General features: G+C 65.6%; 14 protein-coding genes. 3 read left to right on the plus strand and 11 right to left on the minus strand.

Annotated elements, in window-relative coordinates; translation table 11 throughout:
• Nucleotides 1–7: 7 nt before the first annotated feature.
• The 10 genes from XH84_RS04420 to hpaR form a co-directional block, all read right to left on the minus strand.
• Complete coding sequence (locus XH84_RS04420) at nt 8–901, minus strand: alpha/beta fold hydrolase (RefSeq protein ID WP_128917062.1); 894 nt, start codon at nt 899–901, stop codon at nt 8–10.
• 94 nt (nt 902–995) lie between these two features.
• Nucleotides 996–1,823, minus strand: a complete 828-nt coding sequence (locus XH84_RS04425) for an HD domain-containing protein (protein WP_128917061.1) — start codon at nt 1,821–1,823, stop codon at nt 996–998.
• A 208-nt stretch (nt 1,824–2,031) separates the two neighbouring features.
• Nucleotides 2,032–2,910: a transglutaminase family protein gene (locus tag XH84_RS04430; protein WP_128917060.1), complete on the minus strand. Its 879-nt coding sequence runs from the start codon at nt 2,908–2,910 to the stop codon at nt 2,032–2,034.
• A complete protein-coding gene (locus XH84_RS04435; RefSeq protein ID WP_128917059.1) occupies nt 2,907–5,456 on the minus strand; it encodes a circularly permuted type 2 ATP-grasp protein in 2,550 nt (849 codons plus the stop codon). The genes XH84_RS04430 and XH84_RS04435 overlap by 4 nt, the downstream gene beginning before the upstream one ends.
• Before the next feature lie 27 nt (nt 5,457–5,483).
• On the minus strand, nt 5,484–8,753 hold the full coding sequence (locus tag XH84_RS04440) for a transglutaminase family protein (RefSeq protein ID WP_128917058.1): 3,270 nt from the start codon (nt 8,751–8,753) through the stop codon (nt 5,484–5,486).
• A 288-nt stretch (nt 8,754–9,041) separates the two neighbouring features.
• Entirely contained in the window at nt 9,042–10,346 is a 1,305-nt protein-coding gene (locus XH84_RS04450) for a methyl-accepting chemotaxis protein (RefSeq protein ID WP_164935923.1), read from the minus strand.
• Complete coding sequence (locus XH84_RS04455; protein WP_128917056.1) at nt 10,324–10,842, minus strand: PAS domain-containing protein; 519 nt, start codon at nt 10,840–10,842, stop codon at nt 10,324–10,326. Before XH84_RS04455 ends, XH84_RS04450 begins: the two co-directional genes overlap by 23 nt.
• Nucleotides 10,843–11,069: 227 nt before the next feature.
• Entirely contained in the window at nt 11,070–12,593 is a 1,524-nt protein-coding gene (locus XH84_RS04460) for a UxaA family hydrolase (protein ID WP_128917055.1), read from the minus strand.
• A gap of 172 nt (nt 12,594–12,765) precedes the next feature.
• Entirely contained in the window at nt 12,766–13,542 is a 777-nt protein-coding gene (locus tag XH84_RS04465) for an HpcH/HpaI aldolase family protein (RefSeq protein ID WP_128917054.1), read from the minus strand.
• A 115-nt stretch (nt 13,543–13,657) separates the two neighbouring features.
• Complete coding sequence (gene hpaR / locus XH84_RS04470; protein WP_128917053.1) at nt 13,658–14,176, minus strand: homoprotocatechuate degradation operon regulator HpaR; 519 nt, start codon at nt 14,174–14,176, stop codon at nt 13,658–13,660.
• Between the two features lie 111 nt (nt 14,177–14,287).
• Here hpaR and hpaH point away from each other — a divergent pair, with 111 nt between their 5' ends.
• The 3 genes from hpaH to XH84_RS04485 all read left to right on the plus strand — a co-directional run bounded on the left by hpaH (nt 14,288) and on the right by XH84_RS04485 (nt 17,239).
• On the plus strand, nt 14,288–15,094 hold the full coding sequence (gene hpaH, locus XH84_RS04475) for a 2-oxo-hept-4-ene-1,7-dioate hydratase (RefSeq protein ID WP_128917052.1): 807 nt from the start codon (nt 14,288–14,290) through the stop codon (nt 15,092–15,094).
• Nucleotides 15,095–15,126: 32 nt separating this feature from the next.
• Nucleotides 15,127–15,525 (plus strand): 5-carboxymethyl-2-hydroxymuconate Delta-isomerase, encoded by a 399-nt coding sequence (locus XH84_RS04480; RefSeq protein ID WP_128917051.1) that lies wholly within the window; start codon nt 15,127–15,129, stop codon nt 15,523–15,525.
• A gap of 85 nt (nt 15,526–15,610) precedes the next feature.
• Nucleotides 15,611–17,239, plus strand: coding sequence for a thiamine pyrophosphate-dependent enzyme (locus XH84_RS04485; protein WP_128917050.1), 1,629 nt, complete (start codon nt 15,611–15,613; stop codon nt 17,237–17,239).
• A gap of 122 nt (nt 17,240–17,361) precedes the next feature.
• Here the strand turns inward: XH84_RS04485 and alkB are convergent, their stop codons facing one another.
• On the minus strand, nt 17,362–18,015 hold the full coding sequence (gene alkB, locus XH84_RS04490; protein ID WP_128917049.1) for a DNA oxidative demethylase AlkB: 654 nt from the start codon (nt 18,013–18,015) through the stop codon (nt 17,362–17,364).
• Nucleotides 18,016–18,023 lie beyond the last annotated feature (8 nt).

The raw sequence follows: 18,023 nt of genomic DNA on the forward strand, positions 1-18,023 counted from the left end.
AGGCTGGCTATGACGCAGCCGCTTTCCGGACGTCGAGCACGGCCTGGGCCCATTCGGCCGGCCGCTCCTGCGGCAAATTATGTCCGGCATCGGTGAGGACGCGCCGCTCGAACAAGCCCTCGAACTTGCGGGCGTGATGGGCGGTGCCGGGATTGACGCCGTCGCTGTCGCCGTCGATCGCGATCGTCGGGACGCGGATCTGTGGCTGACTGGCGAGCTTCGCCTCGATTCCCGCATAGGCAGGATCGCCCGCGACCAGCGCGTAGCGGTGGCGATAGGAATGGATCACGACATCGACGAAATCAGGATTGTCGAAGGACACGGCGCTTTTCCCGAACGTTGCGTCGTCGAACGCCCATTTCGGCGACCACATCGCCCAGAGCTGGCGGGCGAAGCCGCGCCGGTTGCGCTCCAGCGCGCGGCGGCCGCGCTCGTTGTGGAAGAGGTATTGATACCAGAGCGCCGCCTCCTCCGGCGGCGAGGCCGGCTCCATGGCGCGGGCGATATTCTGGATGTTGTAGGAATTGCCGGAGACGAGGCCGATCACGCGCTCGGGATGGAGCGCTGCGACCACGCAGGCCGCACGCCCGCCCCAATCGTAGCCGCCGACGATCGCGCGCTCGATACCAAGCGCATCCATGAAGGCCAAGAGATCGGCCCCGAGCGCGGCCTGCTCGCCGGAGCGCAACGTCGACGCGCTGCGGAAACGCGTCGGCCCGTAGCCGCGCAGCCAGGGCACCAACACCCGCGCACCGGCTTGTGCAAGGATCGGCGCGGTCTCGGCATAGGCGTTCACGTCGTAGGGAAAGCCGTGGCCCATGATGCAGGGCCAGCCGTCGGGCGCGCCGTATTCGCGATAGGCGATGTCGAGGATATCCGTGGTGACGGTTTTTTGTTGCATGGTTTGCTCACGGAGGTGGGATCGTAGCCCGGATGAGCGAAGCGACATCCGGGATGTGGCGACGCTCATCCGGGCTACGGCACCGGGGGCGCAGCTATTTCTGCGGTCCCGACAGCGAGATGTCGCGCTCGGCGCGGAACACGTTGCTGTAGAGATTGGCAATCCATTGCCGGCCGATCTCAGTCTTGTTGAGATAGCCGATCTCGGTCTGGATGTGCGGTGCGACACTATTCCAATAGAACTGTGGATAGCGGTTCACGATATCGGCCGGTGAATCATAGCCGAGCTGGCGATTCATGCCGACTTCCTCGAATTCGTAATAAAGCGCGTTGGCCTTACGCAGATAGTTGGGGTCGCCGAGCTGGCCGATGAAGTCAGCCGCACGCAGGATCGAGGCCTCATCGTCGTATTCCTGGCCCTGGCGGGCCGGAAAGCGCGTGCCCTCGATGGCGCGGGCAACGCGCTCCGGATCGAGTCCGGGAATATGCCGCAACCGCCGCGTCACATAAAGCTTCGAGCGATCGACGTGATACATCATCAGGCTCGCATCCGATGCACCGCGCGGCAATGAGATCTTGGTGTCGGCCGCGTCGATTACGAAGCCGTCGGAATCGTCCTCCTCGAACAGCCCGCGGACATAACCGATGTCGTGGGCGAGGCAGGCGATCAGGACATGGACGTAATCCTCAGCCGACAGATGGGTATGAAGGCTTCGGCCACGGAGGATGGCCTGGGCTGCCAGCGTCACCAGCATCGTATGCTCGATATTGTGGTAGAGCGCATCGCTGTTGCCGATGCATTCCATGGCGGTGCGGGTCGCGCTCTCGACGATACTGGCAGAAGTCTCATCGTACCGGCGGCGCATGAACTTACCGAGGAAGTCCTCGAGGGATTCAGCCGCCAGTCTCGGTAAGGTCATCATGGATGCAGCCCCGTCCGCCGCTGGTGTCCCATGCCATCTCCCGACGTCTCTGTTGTTCTCGATGCAAGGACCAGCATAGCCCATCTTGGGCCGCCTGACCAAACCCTGGAACAGAAATACGGAAATATGTTGCGGTTGTGCTCTGCGATATCGTGGTTGCGGTGATTCCTCGATGCAGCCTGCGGCTGTCGGCGCCGGCAGTGCGCAATCATTCCACCAGCAGCACGTCGACGGCGACGCCGAGCTTCTGCTTGGGTGAGCCGACGATGATGCCGTCGATCGGCGAGACGTCGGAAAAGTCGCGCCCGACCGCGAGCACGATATGGTTGTTAGCAACCACAAGATCGTTGGTCGGATCGAAATCGACCCAGCCCAGCTCCGCCCCGCACCACAGCGATACCCAGGCGTGGGTGGCGTCGGCGCCCTGTAGGCGTGGCTGACCGGGCGGTGGAATGGTGCGAAGGTAGCCGCTAACATAGGCCGCCGGCAGACCAAGCCCGCGCAGCCCCGCGATCATCACATGGGCAAAATCCTGGCAGACGCCGTGGCGTTTATCGAAGACCTCGCCGAGCGGCGTCGAGATCACGGTCGCCTTGGGATCGTAGCGAAACTCGGCGCGGATGCGATGCATCAGATCGACCGCACCGTTGAGGATGCCCGCGCCGGGTGCAAAGCTTTCCGCCGCATAAGCGCTGACCGGACGCAGCACCGGCACCAGCGGGCTCGCGAAGACATAGCCGACCGGCGAGGACGGCCCGAGGCTCGTCGCCTCGAAGGCAATGTCGCGAATGCTCTCCCAGGCGGGACTCGCGGCATCGCGCGCCGGCGGATGCCGCGAGACGGATACACGCGAACGTGAATCGATCCGCAGATTGCGATGCGCGGCCTCGATCACCACGCTCTCGGTCAGCGTGCCGAAGAAGTCGCGCCGCGCATTGCGCTCGGCAGGCCGCGGGCGGATCTCGACACTGTGCGAGATCAATTCCTGGCCGGCGCCGCTCCGGGGCTCCAGCCGCAGCGTGCAGCGGGCGAAGCTGACCGGATTCTCGTATTCGTAGGTGGTGACGTGACGGATGTCGTAGATCACGCCAGCCCCGTCAGCTTTTCCGGCCGGGCGGCATTTGGGCCATGCGGGAAATAGTGTTGCCCGATCGCATCCGCGAGGCTGAGCAGGTCCTGCTCCAGCGCAAACAGCGTCTTGACCTCGAGCTTCTCGGCTTCCGCGGTCGCAAGCATCGCCTGCATCGCCACCGCGAGCCGCTGCGGCTTCTCGATCAGGCCGTGCTCCCTCAGGCTCGGCAGCGCAGCGATGTGCTCGTTCAGCGTCGTCACCTGGAACGCCACCGAACGCGGATTGTAGCCGTCGAGCACCGCGAGGTCGCGCACCGGCGCCAGGATCGGCGCCAGCAGATAACGCGAGCGGTAGGTGATCTGGCAATCCACCAGGGTCAGCAGGATGTCGAGATCCTCGTCGCCGGCCTCGTCATAGCCGAATTGGCGCGTGAAGCGCGTGGTGTTGACGGCGCGCTCGACGCGGCGGCCGATGTCGAGGAAGCGCCAGCCGGCGGCGCGGTTCATGTTCTCTTGCGCCAACCCTGCGAAGCTCGCCAGCTCCTGCAAGGTCAGCTCGGCCGCGCTCAGCACGCTGTCGTCGTCCTCGACCTCATAGGCAAGGCGTTCGGCCATCTCGGTGATGACCTGCCAGGCATCGGGCGACAGCCGCTCACGCAGGGACGTCGCCGTGCGCTGCGCCGCGCGCACCAGCGACAGGGCCGAGCCGAAACGATCAGGGCTCTGCAGCGCTTCGGCCACGATGCGCCCGGGGGCCGCGCGCGAGGTTTGCGTGACCGCGCCCCAGGCCACTAAAAGGCGCTGGATGCGTTCGGCCGATTGCAGCGAGGCTGCCGTGCCCTTGTTGGGTCCGCTTGGCGAGCCCAGCGCGCGTACGAGGCGCAGCGTCGCCTCGGCGCGTTCGAGATAGCGGCCGAGCCAGAACAGATTGTCGGCGGCCCGGCTCGGCAGCACGCCGGCGATGCGGCGGATGCGGACCTTGTCGATCGCCGGCAGCAAGGTCGCGGCCGAGACCTGCTTGTCGGAAACGACCCAGACGTCGGCGGCACGCGCACCGTCGCCCATCGACACCGCGCGCGCATCGGCCTGTTCGGCGATGCGGCAGAAGCCGCCCGGCATGATGGCCCAGCCATCAGGCGTTGCGGCGGCGAACACGCGCAGCACGAACGGACGCGGCGTGATCTGGCCCTGCTCCCACACCGGCATGGTCGAGAGCCGCACCACCTCCTGGCCGACATAATCCATGCCGCGCGCGGCGATGGCATCGATCAGGCGCCGGCGGTCGCTCGCATCCAGCTCGCTCGCGAGCACGGGCGCGGCGCGGTCGAAACCGGGCACGCCGCGCTGGTAGGCGCCTTCGATCGCGACCTCGTCGAGCCGCGCCAGCACCTCCTCGCGCGCGCTGCGCTGGCCGCACCACCAGGTCGCGATATGCGGCATCTTCAGCTCCTCGCCGAGCAGGCGGCGGCTGAGCGCCGGCAGGAAGCCGAGCAGCGCCCGCGCCTCCAGCACGCCGGAGCCCGGCATGTTGGCGACGACGACGCCGTCCTTGCGCAGCACGTCGATCAGGCCGGGCACGCCGAGATGGGAGGACGCATCGAGCTCAAGCGGATCGAGCGAATTGGAATCGACCCGGCGCAGCAGCACATCTAACCGCTTGAGGCCGGCAACGGTGCGGATGTGGATGCGGTTGTCGCTGACGGCGAGATCGTCGCCCTCGACCAAGAGGAAGCCGAGATAGCGCGCCAGCGTGGCGTGCTCGAAATAGGTCTCGCTGAAGCTGCCGGGGGTGAGCACGCCAATGCGCGGCTCGTCGCGATCGGCCCGTGCGCGAAGACTGTCGCGAAAGGCTTCGAAGAACGGCGCGACGCGCGGCACGTTCATCGACTTGTAGAGATCGGAGAAGGCGCGCGAGAGCACCAGGCGGTTCTCCAGCGCATAGCCCGCGCCCGACGGCGCCTGGGTGCGGTCGCCGAGCACCCACCAGCGGCCGTCAGGCCCGCGGCCGACGTCGACGGCGTAGAGCGACAGATAGCGCCCGCCCGGGGGCGGCACGCCGCAGACGGGACGGAGATATTCGGGACTGCCGGCGATCGCGGCCGCAGGCAACGCGCCCTCGGCGACCAGCCGTCCCTCGCCATAGATGTCGGCCAGCACGCGCTCGAGCAGCTCGGCGCGCTGGGTGATGCCGGCGCAGAGCTGCTGCCAGTCGGCCTCGTCGATCAAAAGCGGCAGGTGGCTGATCGACCACGGCCGGTCGGCGCTGTCGCCGGGCGCCCGGTAGGTGACGCCGGCCTCGCGGAGATGGCGGTCGGCCATGCCAAATCGCCGCTCGATCTCGTCGGGCGCGAGCGCGCCGAAGGCGTCGAAAAAGCGGCTCCAGACCGCGCGCGGGGCGCCGTCGGGGCCCAGGAATTCGTCGGGGATGCCAGGCAGGCGGCGGTAGTCGCGGACCCATTGCGCGAAGCGGCGCTGGCCTTCACGCTGGCTCTCACGTTGACCACCACGTTGATTTGGCGCCCTACCCGCCTTGTCGTCCTCTTCGGCTGCGCCCTCGGCCATGCGCCTCTCCCTGCCCCACCATCATACTCATTGCAGGAGCGGGGTACGCAAGTCGAGGGTCAGCGGGAACTCATTTGTGCGTTCCTCGGGGGGCGGCTGGACCGGCCCCGGCGTATGGCCGTGGTCCTGGAAGCGCGCCAGCCGCCGCGCCTCGGCCTCATAGGTGTTGACCGGCTTGGTGTCGTAGCTGCGCCCGCCCGGATGGGCGACGTGGTAGACGCAGCCGCCGAGCGAGCGGCCGTTCCAGCTGTCGATCAGGTCGAAGGTCAGGGGCGCGTGGACGGGGATGGTCGGGTGCAGGCCGGAGGCCGGTTGCCAGGCCTTGAAGCGGACGCCTGCGACAGCCTCGGCCGAGCGGCCGGTCGAGGTCATGGGCAGGCGGCGGCCGTTGCAGGTGACGATGTGGCGGCCCTCGACGAACCCCTCCGCCTTGACCTGGAGCCGCTCGACCGATGAATCGACATAGCGCACGGTGCCGCCGGCCGAGCCCTCCTCACCCAGCACATGCCAGGGCTCCAGCGCCTGGCGCAGTTCCAGCGTGACCCCGCCATGATGGACGCGGCCGAAGGCGGGGAAGCGGAATTCGAGCTGGGCCAGATACCATTCCGGCTCGAACGGGTAACCGAACTGCTTGAGCTCGCCGAGCACGTCTAAAAAATCGCCCCAGATGAAATGCGGCAGCATGAAGCGATCATGCAGCGCGGTGCCCCAGCGCACGAACTTGCCGTGTTGCGGCTCGCGCCAGAATTTTGCGATCAGCGCCCGGATCAAGAGCTGCTGCGCCAGTGACATGCGCGGGTCGGGCGGCATTTCGAGCGCGCGGAATTCGACAAGGCCGAGCCGACCGGTCGGTCCCTCCGGTGAATAGAGCTTGTCGATGCAGATCTCGGCGCGGTGGGTGTTGCCGGTGATGTCGACGAGCAGATGCCGGAACAGGCGATCGACCAGCCATGGCGGCGTCTGGGTGCCCGGAGGCGGCACGTGCGAGAGCGCGACCTCGAGTTCGTAGATGCTGTCGTGCCGGGCTTCGTCGATGCGCGGCGCCTGGCTGGTCGGGCCGATGAACAGGCCGGAGAAGAAATAGGACAACGACGGATGCCGCTGCCAATACAGCACGAGACTCTTCAAGAGATCGGGCCGGCGCAGGAACGGCGAGTCCTGCGGGCTCGAGCCGCCGACCACGACGTGATTGCCGCCCCCGGTGCCGGTGTGGCGGCCGTCGACCAGGAAGCGGTTGGCGCCGAGGCGAACTTTCGCGGCGTCCTCATAGAGGCCACAGGTGATGTCGACCGCCTCGCGCCAGTTCTTCGCCGGCTGGATGTTGATCTCGATGACACCAGGGTCGGGCGTCACCTTGATCACCTCGATGCGCGGATCGAACGGCGGCGGATAGCCTTCGACATGAACCTGGAGCTGCATCTCCCCGGCCGTTGCTTCGAGGGCCGCGACCAGCTCGAGATAGTCCTCGATGCGCTCGACCGGCGGCATGAAGGCGCAGAGCACGCCGTCACGAACCTCCACCGACATCGCGGTGCGCACCGGCACGGCCGTATTGAGCTGCTCGGGCGCGACCCGCCGCGGCGATTCCGGATGCGCCGGGGGCGTAAACACCGGCAGCTTGCCGCGCGGCTCCATCGGGTCCTGCTCGACGATGTAGGGATATTGATTGGGCGGGACGTGGCCGAGCGAGCCGATCGGCAAGCGCAAGCCCAATGGTGAATCGCCCGGCATCAGGAACAGATGATTGCGCCGGAGTTGCCAGCGCTCGCTGCGCCAGCGCGGCGGCGCGTTCCAGCGCTGCACCGGCAGCACGAAGCCGCGCGGCGTATTCAGCCCCTCGTCGAACACGCGCGCCATGCGCGCGCGCGCCTCGGGATCGGACAGTTTGGAATCGGAGGGATCGACGTTGACGGGAAGCTCAGCCTCCTTCTGAAGCCAGTGGGCCGTGTCCTCATAGGCTGGCATGATGTAACCGGGATCGAGCCCGAGCCGTGCCGCGGTGGCCTCCATAAAGGTCTCGGCATCCTTCGCCTCGGCGCGACGCGGATTTTCGATGCTGGCGATCAGGTCGGCATTCTTCCAGATCGGCACGCCGTCCTTGCGCCAGTACAGGCCAAAGGCCCAGCGCGGCAGGCTCTCGCCGGGATACCATTTGCCCTGGCCGTAATGCAGCAGACCGCCCGGCGCGAAACGATCGCGCAGGCGGCGGATCAGATCGTCGCCAAGCGCGCGCTTGGTCGGGCCGACGGCTTCCGTATTCCACTCCGCCGCTTCGAGATCGTCGACCGAGACGAAAGTGGGCTCGCCGCCCATGGTGAGCCGCACGTCCGCGCTCGCGAGATCGCCATCGACCTGCTCGCCGAGATCGTTGAGCCGCCCCCAGGATTCGTCGGAGAACGGCTTTGTGATGCGCGGCGCCTCGCGGATGCGCTTCACGCTCATGTCGAAGGCGAACTCGACCTCGGCAAAGCCGGCGCCGCCCGAAATTGGCGCGGCCGAGCGATAATGCGGCGTGGCGGCAACCGGGATGTGGCCTTCGCCCGCGAGCATGCCCGAGGTCGCATCGAAGCCGATCCAGCCGGCGCCGGGCAGATAGACCTCGGCCCAGGCGTGCAGGTCGGTGAAGTCGTTCTCCACTTCCGGCGGTCCCTCGATCGGATCGATGTCGGGACGAATCTGGACGAGATAGCCGGAAACGAAGCGCGCGGCGAGCCCGAGATGACGGAAGGTCTGGATCAGGAGCCAGGCGGAGTCGCGGCATGATCCGGCTCCCGAGGCGAGCGTCTCCTCCGGGGTCTGCACGCCCGGCTCCATCCGGATGATGTAGCGGATCTTCTTCTGCAGCTCGCGATTGAGCTCGACCAGGAAGTTGACGGTGTTCGGAGCGTCCTGCGGGATCGTATCGAGATATTGCGCGAACAAGCGGTCCGGCCTGATCGTCTCGAGATACGGTGCGAGCTCGGTCTTGAGATCTTTCGGATACTCGAACGGAAAACTGTCGGCGTAGGGCTCGACGAAGAAGTCGAACGGATTGACCACCGTCATCTGCGCGGTGAAGTCGACCTCGATCTTCAACTCGGTCGCCTTCTCCGGGAAGACGTAGCGGGCGAGCCAGTTGCCCTGCGGATCCTGCTGCCAGTTCACGAAATGGTTGGATGGCGAGACCTTGAGCGAATAGCTCAGGATCGGCGTGCGCGTATGCGGCGCCGGGCGCAGGCGGATGGTCTGCGGACCGAGGTCGATCGGGCGGTCGTATTTGTAGTGCGTGACATGATGCAATGCGACGTAGATCGACACGGGGTGCGGTGCTCCAGCAGCTTTTTTGAGCAGAACACCTGATGTGGGTGCGATCAAGCACTAACAACGGGCAGCGCGTGCCTAGGAAGTATCCGGGCTACACGGACAGTATCGTAGAGTGGGCAAAGCGAAGCGTGCCCACCGCTTCTGTTGCGGTGTGGATCGATGGTGGGCACCGCGCAAGTGCGCCTTTGCCCACCCCACGATTCTGCCTGGGGTGGTAGGTCCCGGATCGGCGCGCGCTTTAGGGCGCGCTTGTCGGGACGACAGCGGTGGGGGACGCGGCCGTTACGCCGCCGAGGTCAGCCGCTGCAAAAACTGCGTCACCTCGCGGCGGAGCGTCTCGACTTCGCCGTGGACGCGCTCGGAGGCGCTGTTGACGCGGCTGGCGACGCGCCCGGTGTCGGCGGCGGCTTCGCTGATGCCCGACACGTTGGAGGACACCTGCGAGGTGCCGGCGGAGGCCTCGTGGACGTTGCGGGCGATCTCGCGCGTCGCGGAGCCCTGCTGCTCGATCGAGGCTGCAATGCTCGCGGTGATGCCGTCGATCTCGGCGATGGTCTGCGCGATCGCCTCGACCGCCGCGACCGAATTAGTCGTCGATTGCTGCATCTCGCCGACCTTGGCGCTGATCTCCTCGGTCGCCTTCGCGGTCTGGTTGGCGAGGCTCTTGACCTCGGAGGCCACCACCGCGAAACCGCGCCCGGCCTCGCCGGCCCGCGCCGCCTCGATCGTGGCGTTGAGCGCGAGGAGATTGGTCTGCGAGGCGATCTCGCTGATCAGCTTGACGACGTCGCCGATCCGCAGCGCGGCATCGGCGAGGGAGCGAATTTCGTTGCCGGCACGATTGGCTTCGTCGACGGCGCGTCCGGTGCTCGTGGTCGAGCCGGCCACCTGGCGGCCGATCTCCGCGATCGAGGATGCGAGCTGTTCCGCCGCGCTCGCCACCGTCGCAACGTTGCTCGAGGCCTGATCGGACGCGCTGCGCATGCCGGAGGTCTGGCGATTGGTCATCTCCGCTGCCGCGGCCATCTGGCCGGCGTCGGATTCCAGATCGGTCGCCGCGCTCATGAGGCTGCCGGCAACCTCGTCGAGATGCGTGCCGAACTGCTTTGCAAGGCCCGCGATCTCGACCACGCGGCGGCCGAGGCCGTCGGTGCCGGCATTGATCACGGTGGCCGAGCGGCGGAACGAGCCGGGCAATCCGCGCGCGAGGATCTTGCGGAAATACTTGCCGCGGCTGGCATAGTCCATCGATGCCGAAGCCTCGCGGACGAAGGCGTCAGTGATGTCGAGCATGTCGTTGACCGACTTCTGGATGGCGCCGATCCGTCCGGCCTGGCGCTCGCTCAGGATCCGCGCTTCAAGATCGCCGCGCGCCGCCTTGCGGCAGACATCGGCAACCTCATCGACGGCCACCGCCGCGCGATGCTGACACCAGAGGCCGTAGCCGAGCAGCAGGGTCGCCGCACCGAGCGGCGCTGCACTGATGATTCCGCTCCAGCCGAGCAACGAGACGACGAACGCGACGCTGGCGAGAAGGCACGCGACTGCGGTCGCCCCCTGCGCCTTAGAGAGAGAGCACAAATTCATCGTAACCGACACCGTTTTGCTTGAGCAGACCGACCATCATGTCGAAGCTCGCACGCATGCCCTCCTTGGCATTGGCGTGGCGCGCCTCTTCCGCGCAGAGCGCCTTGTAGATCGGTTTGATTTTCTCGACCGGCGCCGGATCGGGCCTGCGTCGATTGGAATGATAGCCGATGATGTTGCCGCGATCGTCGAGCGTCGGGGTGACATGGGCGAACACCCAATAATGGCTGCCATCCCCGGCGAGGTTGACGACGTAGGCGAAGATTTCCTGCTTGGCCTCGAGCGTATCCCACAGCAGCTTGAAGACGCAGCGCGGCATGCCCGGATGGCGGATCAGGCTGTGGGGCGCGCCCATCAGCTCCTTCCAGGGATATTTCGCCATGCGGAGGAAGACGTCATTGGCGTAGGTGATGCGGCCTTTGAGATCTGTCTTCGATACGATCAGCTCCTCCTCACCGAGGAGATTTTCCACCCCAGTAGGACGTATCGCTTGCATCGTTTGATCCCTGAACAAAGGCCGGCCCCACCACGCTGTGGAGCCGCATCACCCCCTGTCTACGGCAACAATGTTAATCAGATGTAAGTTTGGGAACCTCGGGACGGAGACGCGTGCCTCCGTATCATTACTTAGCGAGCAATCGTTGCATCTCGCGCAACCACACGCGTTGCCTATCGCTTGATTCAATTGCGACTGCGTTGCGATTGCGCCGGACCCAGGCCCGACTACATCGTCGCACCCAGCACCCAGGGCGCGAATTCGGCGCCGCCGAAATCAAAACTCTCGCTCTTGGTCGGCTGCCCCGAAGCCGTCTTGAGGACAAGATCGAAAATGCGCTGGCCGCATTGCTCGACACTCTCCTCACCTTCGAGGATGGTGCCGCAATTGACGTCCATGTCCTCTTCCATGCGCTTGTACATCGGCGTGTTGGTCGCGAGCTTGATCGAAGGCGCCGGCTTGCAGCCGAACACGCTGCCGCGGCCTGTGGTGAAGCAGACGAGATTGGCGCCGCCGGCGACCTGGCCGGTCGCGGCGACCGGATCGTAGCCGGGCGTGTCCATGAAAACGAAACCCTTCTTGGTGATGGGCTCGGCGTAGCGCAGCACCTCGACGAGGTTGGTGGTGCCGGCCTTGGCCATCGCGCCGAGCGACTTCTCCAGAATGGTGGTGAGGCCGCCGGCCTTGTTGCCGGGGCTCGGATTGGCGTTCATCTCGGCGCCTTCGCGCGTCGTGTATTCATCCCACCAGCGCATGAGGTCGACCAGCTTCTCGCCGACCTCGCGGCTCACGGCGCGGCGGGTGAGCAGATGCTCGGCGCCGTAGGTCTCCGGCGTCTCCGACAGGATCACGGTGCCGCCGTGGCGGACGATGAGATCGCTGGCGGCTCCTAACGCGGGATTCGCCGACACGCCGGAATAGCCGTCCGAGCCGCCGCATTGCAGGGCCACGGTAAGCTCGCTCGCCGGCACGGTTTCGCGCTTGACCTTGTTGGCGTCGGCCAGCGCCTCGCGCACGAAGGCGATGCCGGCTTCGACCGTCTTGCGGGTGCCGCCGACCTCCTGGATATCCATCGCGCGCAGGCGGCCGGCGAGCTTCTGCTCTTCCATCAGACCGCCGATCTGGTTCACCTCGCAGCCAAGACCAAGCACGATGACGTGAGAGAAATTGACGTGCCGCGCATAGCCGCCGAGGGTGCGGCGGAGCAGCGCGAGCGGCTCGTTCTGCGTCATGCCGCAGCCGGTCTTGTGGGTCAGCGCGACCACGCCGTCGACATTGGGGAAGTCGGCGAGCGGATTGTCGCCGGTGAAGGGATTCTTCTTGAAGACGTCGGCGACGAGACTCGCGACATGTGCGCTGCAGTTCACCGAGGTGAGGATGCCGATATAGTTGCGCGTGGCGACGCGGCCGTCCGGGCGGCGGATGCCTTCGAACGTTGCCGGCAGGTCGAAATTCGGCGTCGGCTTGACGTCGGCGCAATAGGCGTAGTCCTTGGCGAAATCGCCCATGCCGCAATTCTGCACGTGCACGTGCTGGCCCGGCGCGATGGCTTGCGTGGCAAAGCCGATGATCTGGCCGTAACGCTTGACCGGCTCGCCCAATGCGATCGGCTTGATCGCGACCTTGTGGCCGGAGGGAATGCGCTCGACCGTCGTCACGCCATCGGCCACCATTGTCCCCGGCGGCAGGCTGGCGCGCGCGATCAGCACGCCATCATCGGGATGCAGGCGGATGACGGGGCTGATGGTCATGGCAGGTCTCCTTGGGTCTTCAAAGTATCGTGCCCCGGACGCAGCGCAGCGTGAAACGATGCGCTGCTGATCCGGGGCCCGGTGTTACGTCGTGTGCGGCGTTGGCTTCTGGGTCCCGGCTCTGCGCTGCATCACTTCGTGCTGCGGCGCGTCCGGGACACAGTAAGAGAGGTTAAGCCTTGCCGCCCGAATCCTTGCGGGTCGCATTGACCTGCATCTTGGCGTAGGTCGTCATCAGGCCGACTTCGTTCGAGAGCGTCACCAGCTTGAAGCCCATGTTGATGGCGCGCGCTGCGCCTTCGGCGCCGCTGCAATGGATGCCGGGGTTGAGGCCGCGCTTGCCGCATTCCCTGATGATCTTCTCGTAGATCGCGAGGATCTCGGGCTCGCTGCGGTCAAGCTTGGGCTCGAGGCCGTAGGAGAAGCCGAGATCGGACGGGCCGATATAGACGCCGTCGATGCCCTCGACATCGAGGATCGCTTCCATGTTCTCGACCGCAGTTTTGGTCTCCATCATCGGCAGCAGAATGGTATCGGCATTCGCCGTCTTCTGATAGGAGCCGGCGGTGCCGTACATGCCGGCGCGGATCGGGCCGTTGGAGCGCACGCCCTGCGGCGGATATTTGGAATAGGAGACCAGGTTCCTGGCTTCCTGCGGGGTGTTGACCATCGGGCAGATCACGCCATAGGCGCCGCCATCGAGCACCTTGCCGATGATGCCCGGCTCGTTCCAGGGCACGCGGACCATCGGGGTGATCGGATGCTTGTCCATGGCCTGGAAGCACTGGACCATCGACAGATAATCCTGCACGCCATGCTGCATGTCGACGGTGACGCTGTCGAAGCCGCATTGCGCGATCATCTCGGCCGAGAAGCCGGAGGGAATCGCAAGCCATGCGTTGACCACGGCCTTGCCCGACTTCCAGATCTCTTTGACTTTGTTCGCCACGTTGCCTTTCCTTCCCTGTTGCTCTCACTCGCCGCGGATCGGGTTGGGCCGCACTTTGAGCGAAAAAAAGCGTGAATGTCCATGGCTCTCGCCGCGCACGCACGCATATCTGGGTTCATCCCTCCGCGAGGGTATCATCCGCGCTTCCGAGCCCGGCAAGGCTCTGTTCCAGCGCGCCGAGCATCTCCTGCAATTCGGCGAGCTTGCGTGCGCCAAAGCGCCGCGTGATCTCGGCATAGATCGCCTCCGAATTCGGCGCCACGGCGGCCATCAGCTTCACCCCCTCTTTCGAGATCGAGACCATGCTGCGGCGCTGGTCCGCTTTCGCGGTCTTGCGCTCGATCAGATTGCGCGCTTCGAGATCGCGCAGGATACGCGACAAACTCGGTCCGAGCAGGAACGCCGTACGCGCGAGTTCCGTGACCTCGACCGCGTCGATCGCCGCCAGCGCGCGCAGGATGCGCCATTGCTGCTCGGTCAAGCCGTGCTGGCGTAGCGAGGGACGAAACTGCCGCATCACCGCTTCGCGAGCCCGCAGCAGCGACATCGGCAGCGAGCGCGAAAAATCGCGCATCGGCACCTGCCGCGCGGCAGGCGCGCTTCCATTCGCTGGATCAGCCGGTTTCTTCACCATGGTGCCCTTTCAAACCGCAGGAAGTTTGCGGTGCAGCAAACCGGAATGGGGTTTGACGCATTCATTTAACATGTTAAGCATCTCCCGGCACCTCAATTTGTAAGATCGCAAATGGCGCTTTCTCGCGACGATATCCAAGCTTGCGCAAGGCGTCTGCACCAGGCGGAGAAGACCCGCACGCAGATCCGGCAGCTCTCACAGGATTTCCCTGATATCACCATCGCCGACGCCTACGCGATTCAGAAGGCCTGGGTCGACATCAAGATCGCGGAGGGGCGCCTCGTCAAAGGCCACAAGATCGGCCTGACCTCGAAGGCGATGCAGAACGCGCTCAATATCGACGAGCCGGATTCCGGCGTGCTGCTCGACGACATGTTCTTTGCCGATGGCGGGATCATTCCGACCGAGCGCCTCATCGCGACGCGGGTCGAAGCCGAGCTCGCCTTTGTCATGAGCAAGCACCTCTCAGGCCCGGACTGCACGATGTTCGACGTGCTCAATGCCACCGACTTCGTCGTGCCGGCGCTGGAGATTCTGGACACACGGATCGAGCGCGTCGATCCCAAGACGAACGCGACGCGAAAGATTTTCGACACCATCGCCGACAATGCGGCGAATGCCGGCATCGTGCTCGGGGGACGGCCGATCCGCCCGCTCGACGCAGACCTGCGCTGGATCGGCGCGCTGTGTTTCAAGAACGGTCAGCTCGAGGAAACCGGCCTTGCCGCCGGCGTGCTCAATCATCCCGCGACCGCGGTCGCCTGGCTCGCCAACAAGATCGCGCCGCTCGGGCTGGCGCTCGAACCGGGTCAGGTCGTGCTGGCGGGCTCCTTCATCCGTCCGATCGAGACCCGCAAGGGCGACACAATTCAGGCCGACTATGGCGCCTACGGCTCGGTCAGCTGCTACTTCGCGTAAAGCAATAAGACGACACAGGGAGTGAAACCGCGATGCCGCATTTCACCATCGAATATTCGGCCAATCTCGACGGCCGTCTCGATATGAAGCTGGTGTGCGAAGTGGTGCGCAAGGCAGCTAGCGAGACCGGCATCTTCCCACTCGGCGGCATCCGCGTGCGCGCCATCCGCTGCGAGTATTATGCGGTCGCCGACGCCAGGCAGGACTACGGCTTTCTCGACATGGTGCTGCGCATCGGCGAGGGCCGCGACCTCAAGACGCGGCAGCAGGCCGGCGAGCACGTCTTCCAGGCGCTCTCCCGCCATCTCGATCCCGTCTTTGCCGCCAGCAAGTTCGCGTTGTCATTCGACATGCAGATCAACGACAAGGACACCAGCTGGAAGCGCAACAACATCCACGACGCCCTGAAAGCAGAAGCACAAGCGGGCTGATGTTTTTTCGAAGCCGCGGGCGTCCGAGTTCTGCCAAAATGGCATTGTCGAGGATTCCTCAACCCAATTGAAGTGGATGAATGCAATGACCACCCTCACCGGCGGCGAAGCAATCGTAAGCGGCCTGGTCGCCCACGGCGTCGACACCGTGTTCGGCCTGCCCGGCGCGCAGGTCTACGGCCTGTTCGACGCCTTCCACCAGGCCCAGCTCAAGGTGATCGGTGCACGGCACGAACAGGCCTGCGGCTACATGGCCTTCGGCTATGCGCGCTCCAGCGGCAGGCCCGGCGTGTTCAGCGTAGTGCCCGGCCCCGGCGTGCTCAATGCGAGCGCGGCGCTGCTCACCGCCTTCGGCTGCAACGAGCCGGTGCTGTGCGTCACCGGCCAGGTGCCGACGTCATTCTTGGGCAAGGGCCGCGGCCACCTGCACGAGATGCCCGACCAGCTCGCCACCCTTCGCACCTATGTGAAATGGGCCGACCGGATCGAATATCCCGGCAACGCGCCGACGGTCGTGGCGCGCGCCTTCCAGGAGATGAATTCGGGACGGCGCGGCCCCGCCTCGGTCGAGATGCCCTGGGACGTCTTCACCCAGCGTGTGGACACGGCCTCAGCGCAGGTGCTGGAGCCCCTACCGGCCCCGCCACCCGACCCCGATCTGGTGAAGCAGGCGGCCGCGCTGATCAAGAACAGCAAAGCGCCGATGATCTTCGTCGGCAGCGGCGCGATCGAGGCCGGCGAGGAGATCCTCGAGCTCGCCGAGATGATCGATGCGCCCGTCGTCGCCTTCCGCAGCGGACGCGGCATCGTCTCCAACGCGCACGAGCTCGGCCTGACCATGGCTGCGGCCTACAAGCTTTGGCCGGCAACCGATTTGATGATCGCCATCGGCACCCGCGCAGAGCTGCCGGCATCGGGCTTCCGCTGGCCCTATCAGCCGAAGGGGCTGAAATCCATTCGGATCGACATCGACCCGACCGAGATGCGCCGGGTCGTGGTCGATGCCGCCATCGTCGCCGATGCCAAAGCCGGAACGGCCGATCTCGTCACGGCGGTGAAGAAGGCCGGCTATGCGCGGACCCGTGGCCGGCGGGAGGACATCCGCGAGGCCACCGCGACCGCGCAAGCGGAGATCCAGCGCATTCAGCCGCAGATGGCGTATCTCAACATCCTGCGCGAGGTGCTGCCGGCGAATGCGATCGTGACCGATGAATTGTCGCAAGTCGGCTTCGCCTCCTGGTACGGTTTTCCGATCTACCAGCCCCGCACCTTCATCACCTCAGGCTACCAGGGCACGCTCGGCTCGGGCTTCCCGACCGCGCTCGGCGCCAAGGTGGCCAATCCTGACAAGCCGGTGGTGGCGATCACCGGCGACGGCGGCTTCATGTTCGGCGTGCAGGAGCTCTCCACCGCCGTGCAGTTCAACATCGGGGTTGTGACGCTGGTGTTCAACAACAATGCCTACGGCAATGTCCGCCGCGACCAGCGTGAACGTTTCGACGGCCGTGTCGTGGCGTCCGACCTCGTCAATCCTGATTTCGTCAAGCTCGCGGAGTCCTTCGGTGTGGCCGCAGCGCGCGTGACCGCGCCGGATCAGTTCAAGGCGGCGATGGAGAGGGCACTCGCGCATGGCGGGCCGTATCTGATTTCGGTGGAAGTGACCAGGGATTCCGAAGTCAGCCCGTGGGCGTTCATCCACCCGCCGAAGCCGTGAGGACCCTCATGGTGAGGAGGCGCGAAGCGCCGTCTCGAACCATGAAAGGCCCTGCTGCTGCAGCTCGGCCTTCATCCTTCGAGACGCGCGCAAGAGCGCGCTCCTCAGGATGAGGAGATAGATCACCGCGTCCTGCGAAACGTCAGATTGATCCGCTTCGCCCCAAGCAGCGCGTGCTCGCCGTCGGCGAGCGGGGCGACGCCGTGATAGGCGAGCCTGCTGGCTCCGCCCCAGACGACGACGTCGCCATGCACCAGGCGGAAGCGGCGCGGCTTGTCGCTGCGGGCGAGGCCGCCGAACAGGAAGGTCGCGGGCAGTCCGAGCGACACCGAGACGATCGGCGCCGAATAGTCCAGCTCGTCCTTGTCCTGATGCAGCGACAACCGCGTGCCGGGCTCGTAGCGATTGACGAGGCAGGCATCAGGCGCGAAGTTTTGGAAGCCGCCCTGCTCCGCCGCGCGGCGGGCGAGATCGCGCAGCACGGCCGGCATCGCCGGCCATGGCGCACCGGTTCGCGGATCGATCGGATCGTAGCGGTAGCCGGTGTGATCGGTGATCCAGCCGCGCTCGCCGCAATTGGTCATCGCCACCGACATCTGATAGCCGCCGGGCGTGGTCATCCGCCGGAATGGCGATTGCGTTACGATCGCCTGCACGGCTTCAATCAGCTCGCTCTCGATCGGCTTGACGAATCCGCGCAGCAGCACGGCGCCGTCGGCGATCTCCTCGCGTGACGGCTGCGCCTCGGCGACGCTGTCGAACAGATCAGCCGTCAATCGTTGCA

The organism is Bradyrhizobium nanningense (assembly GCF_004114535.1).
In the GTDB taxonomy this organism is placed as follows: Bacteria; Pseudomonadota; Alphaproteobacteria; order Rhizobiales; family Xanthobacteraceae; genus Bradyrhizobium; species Bradyrhizobium nanningense.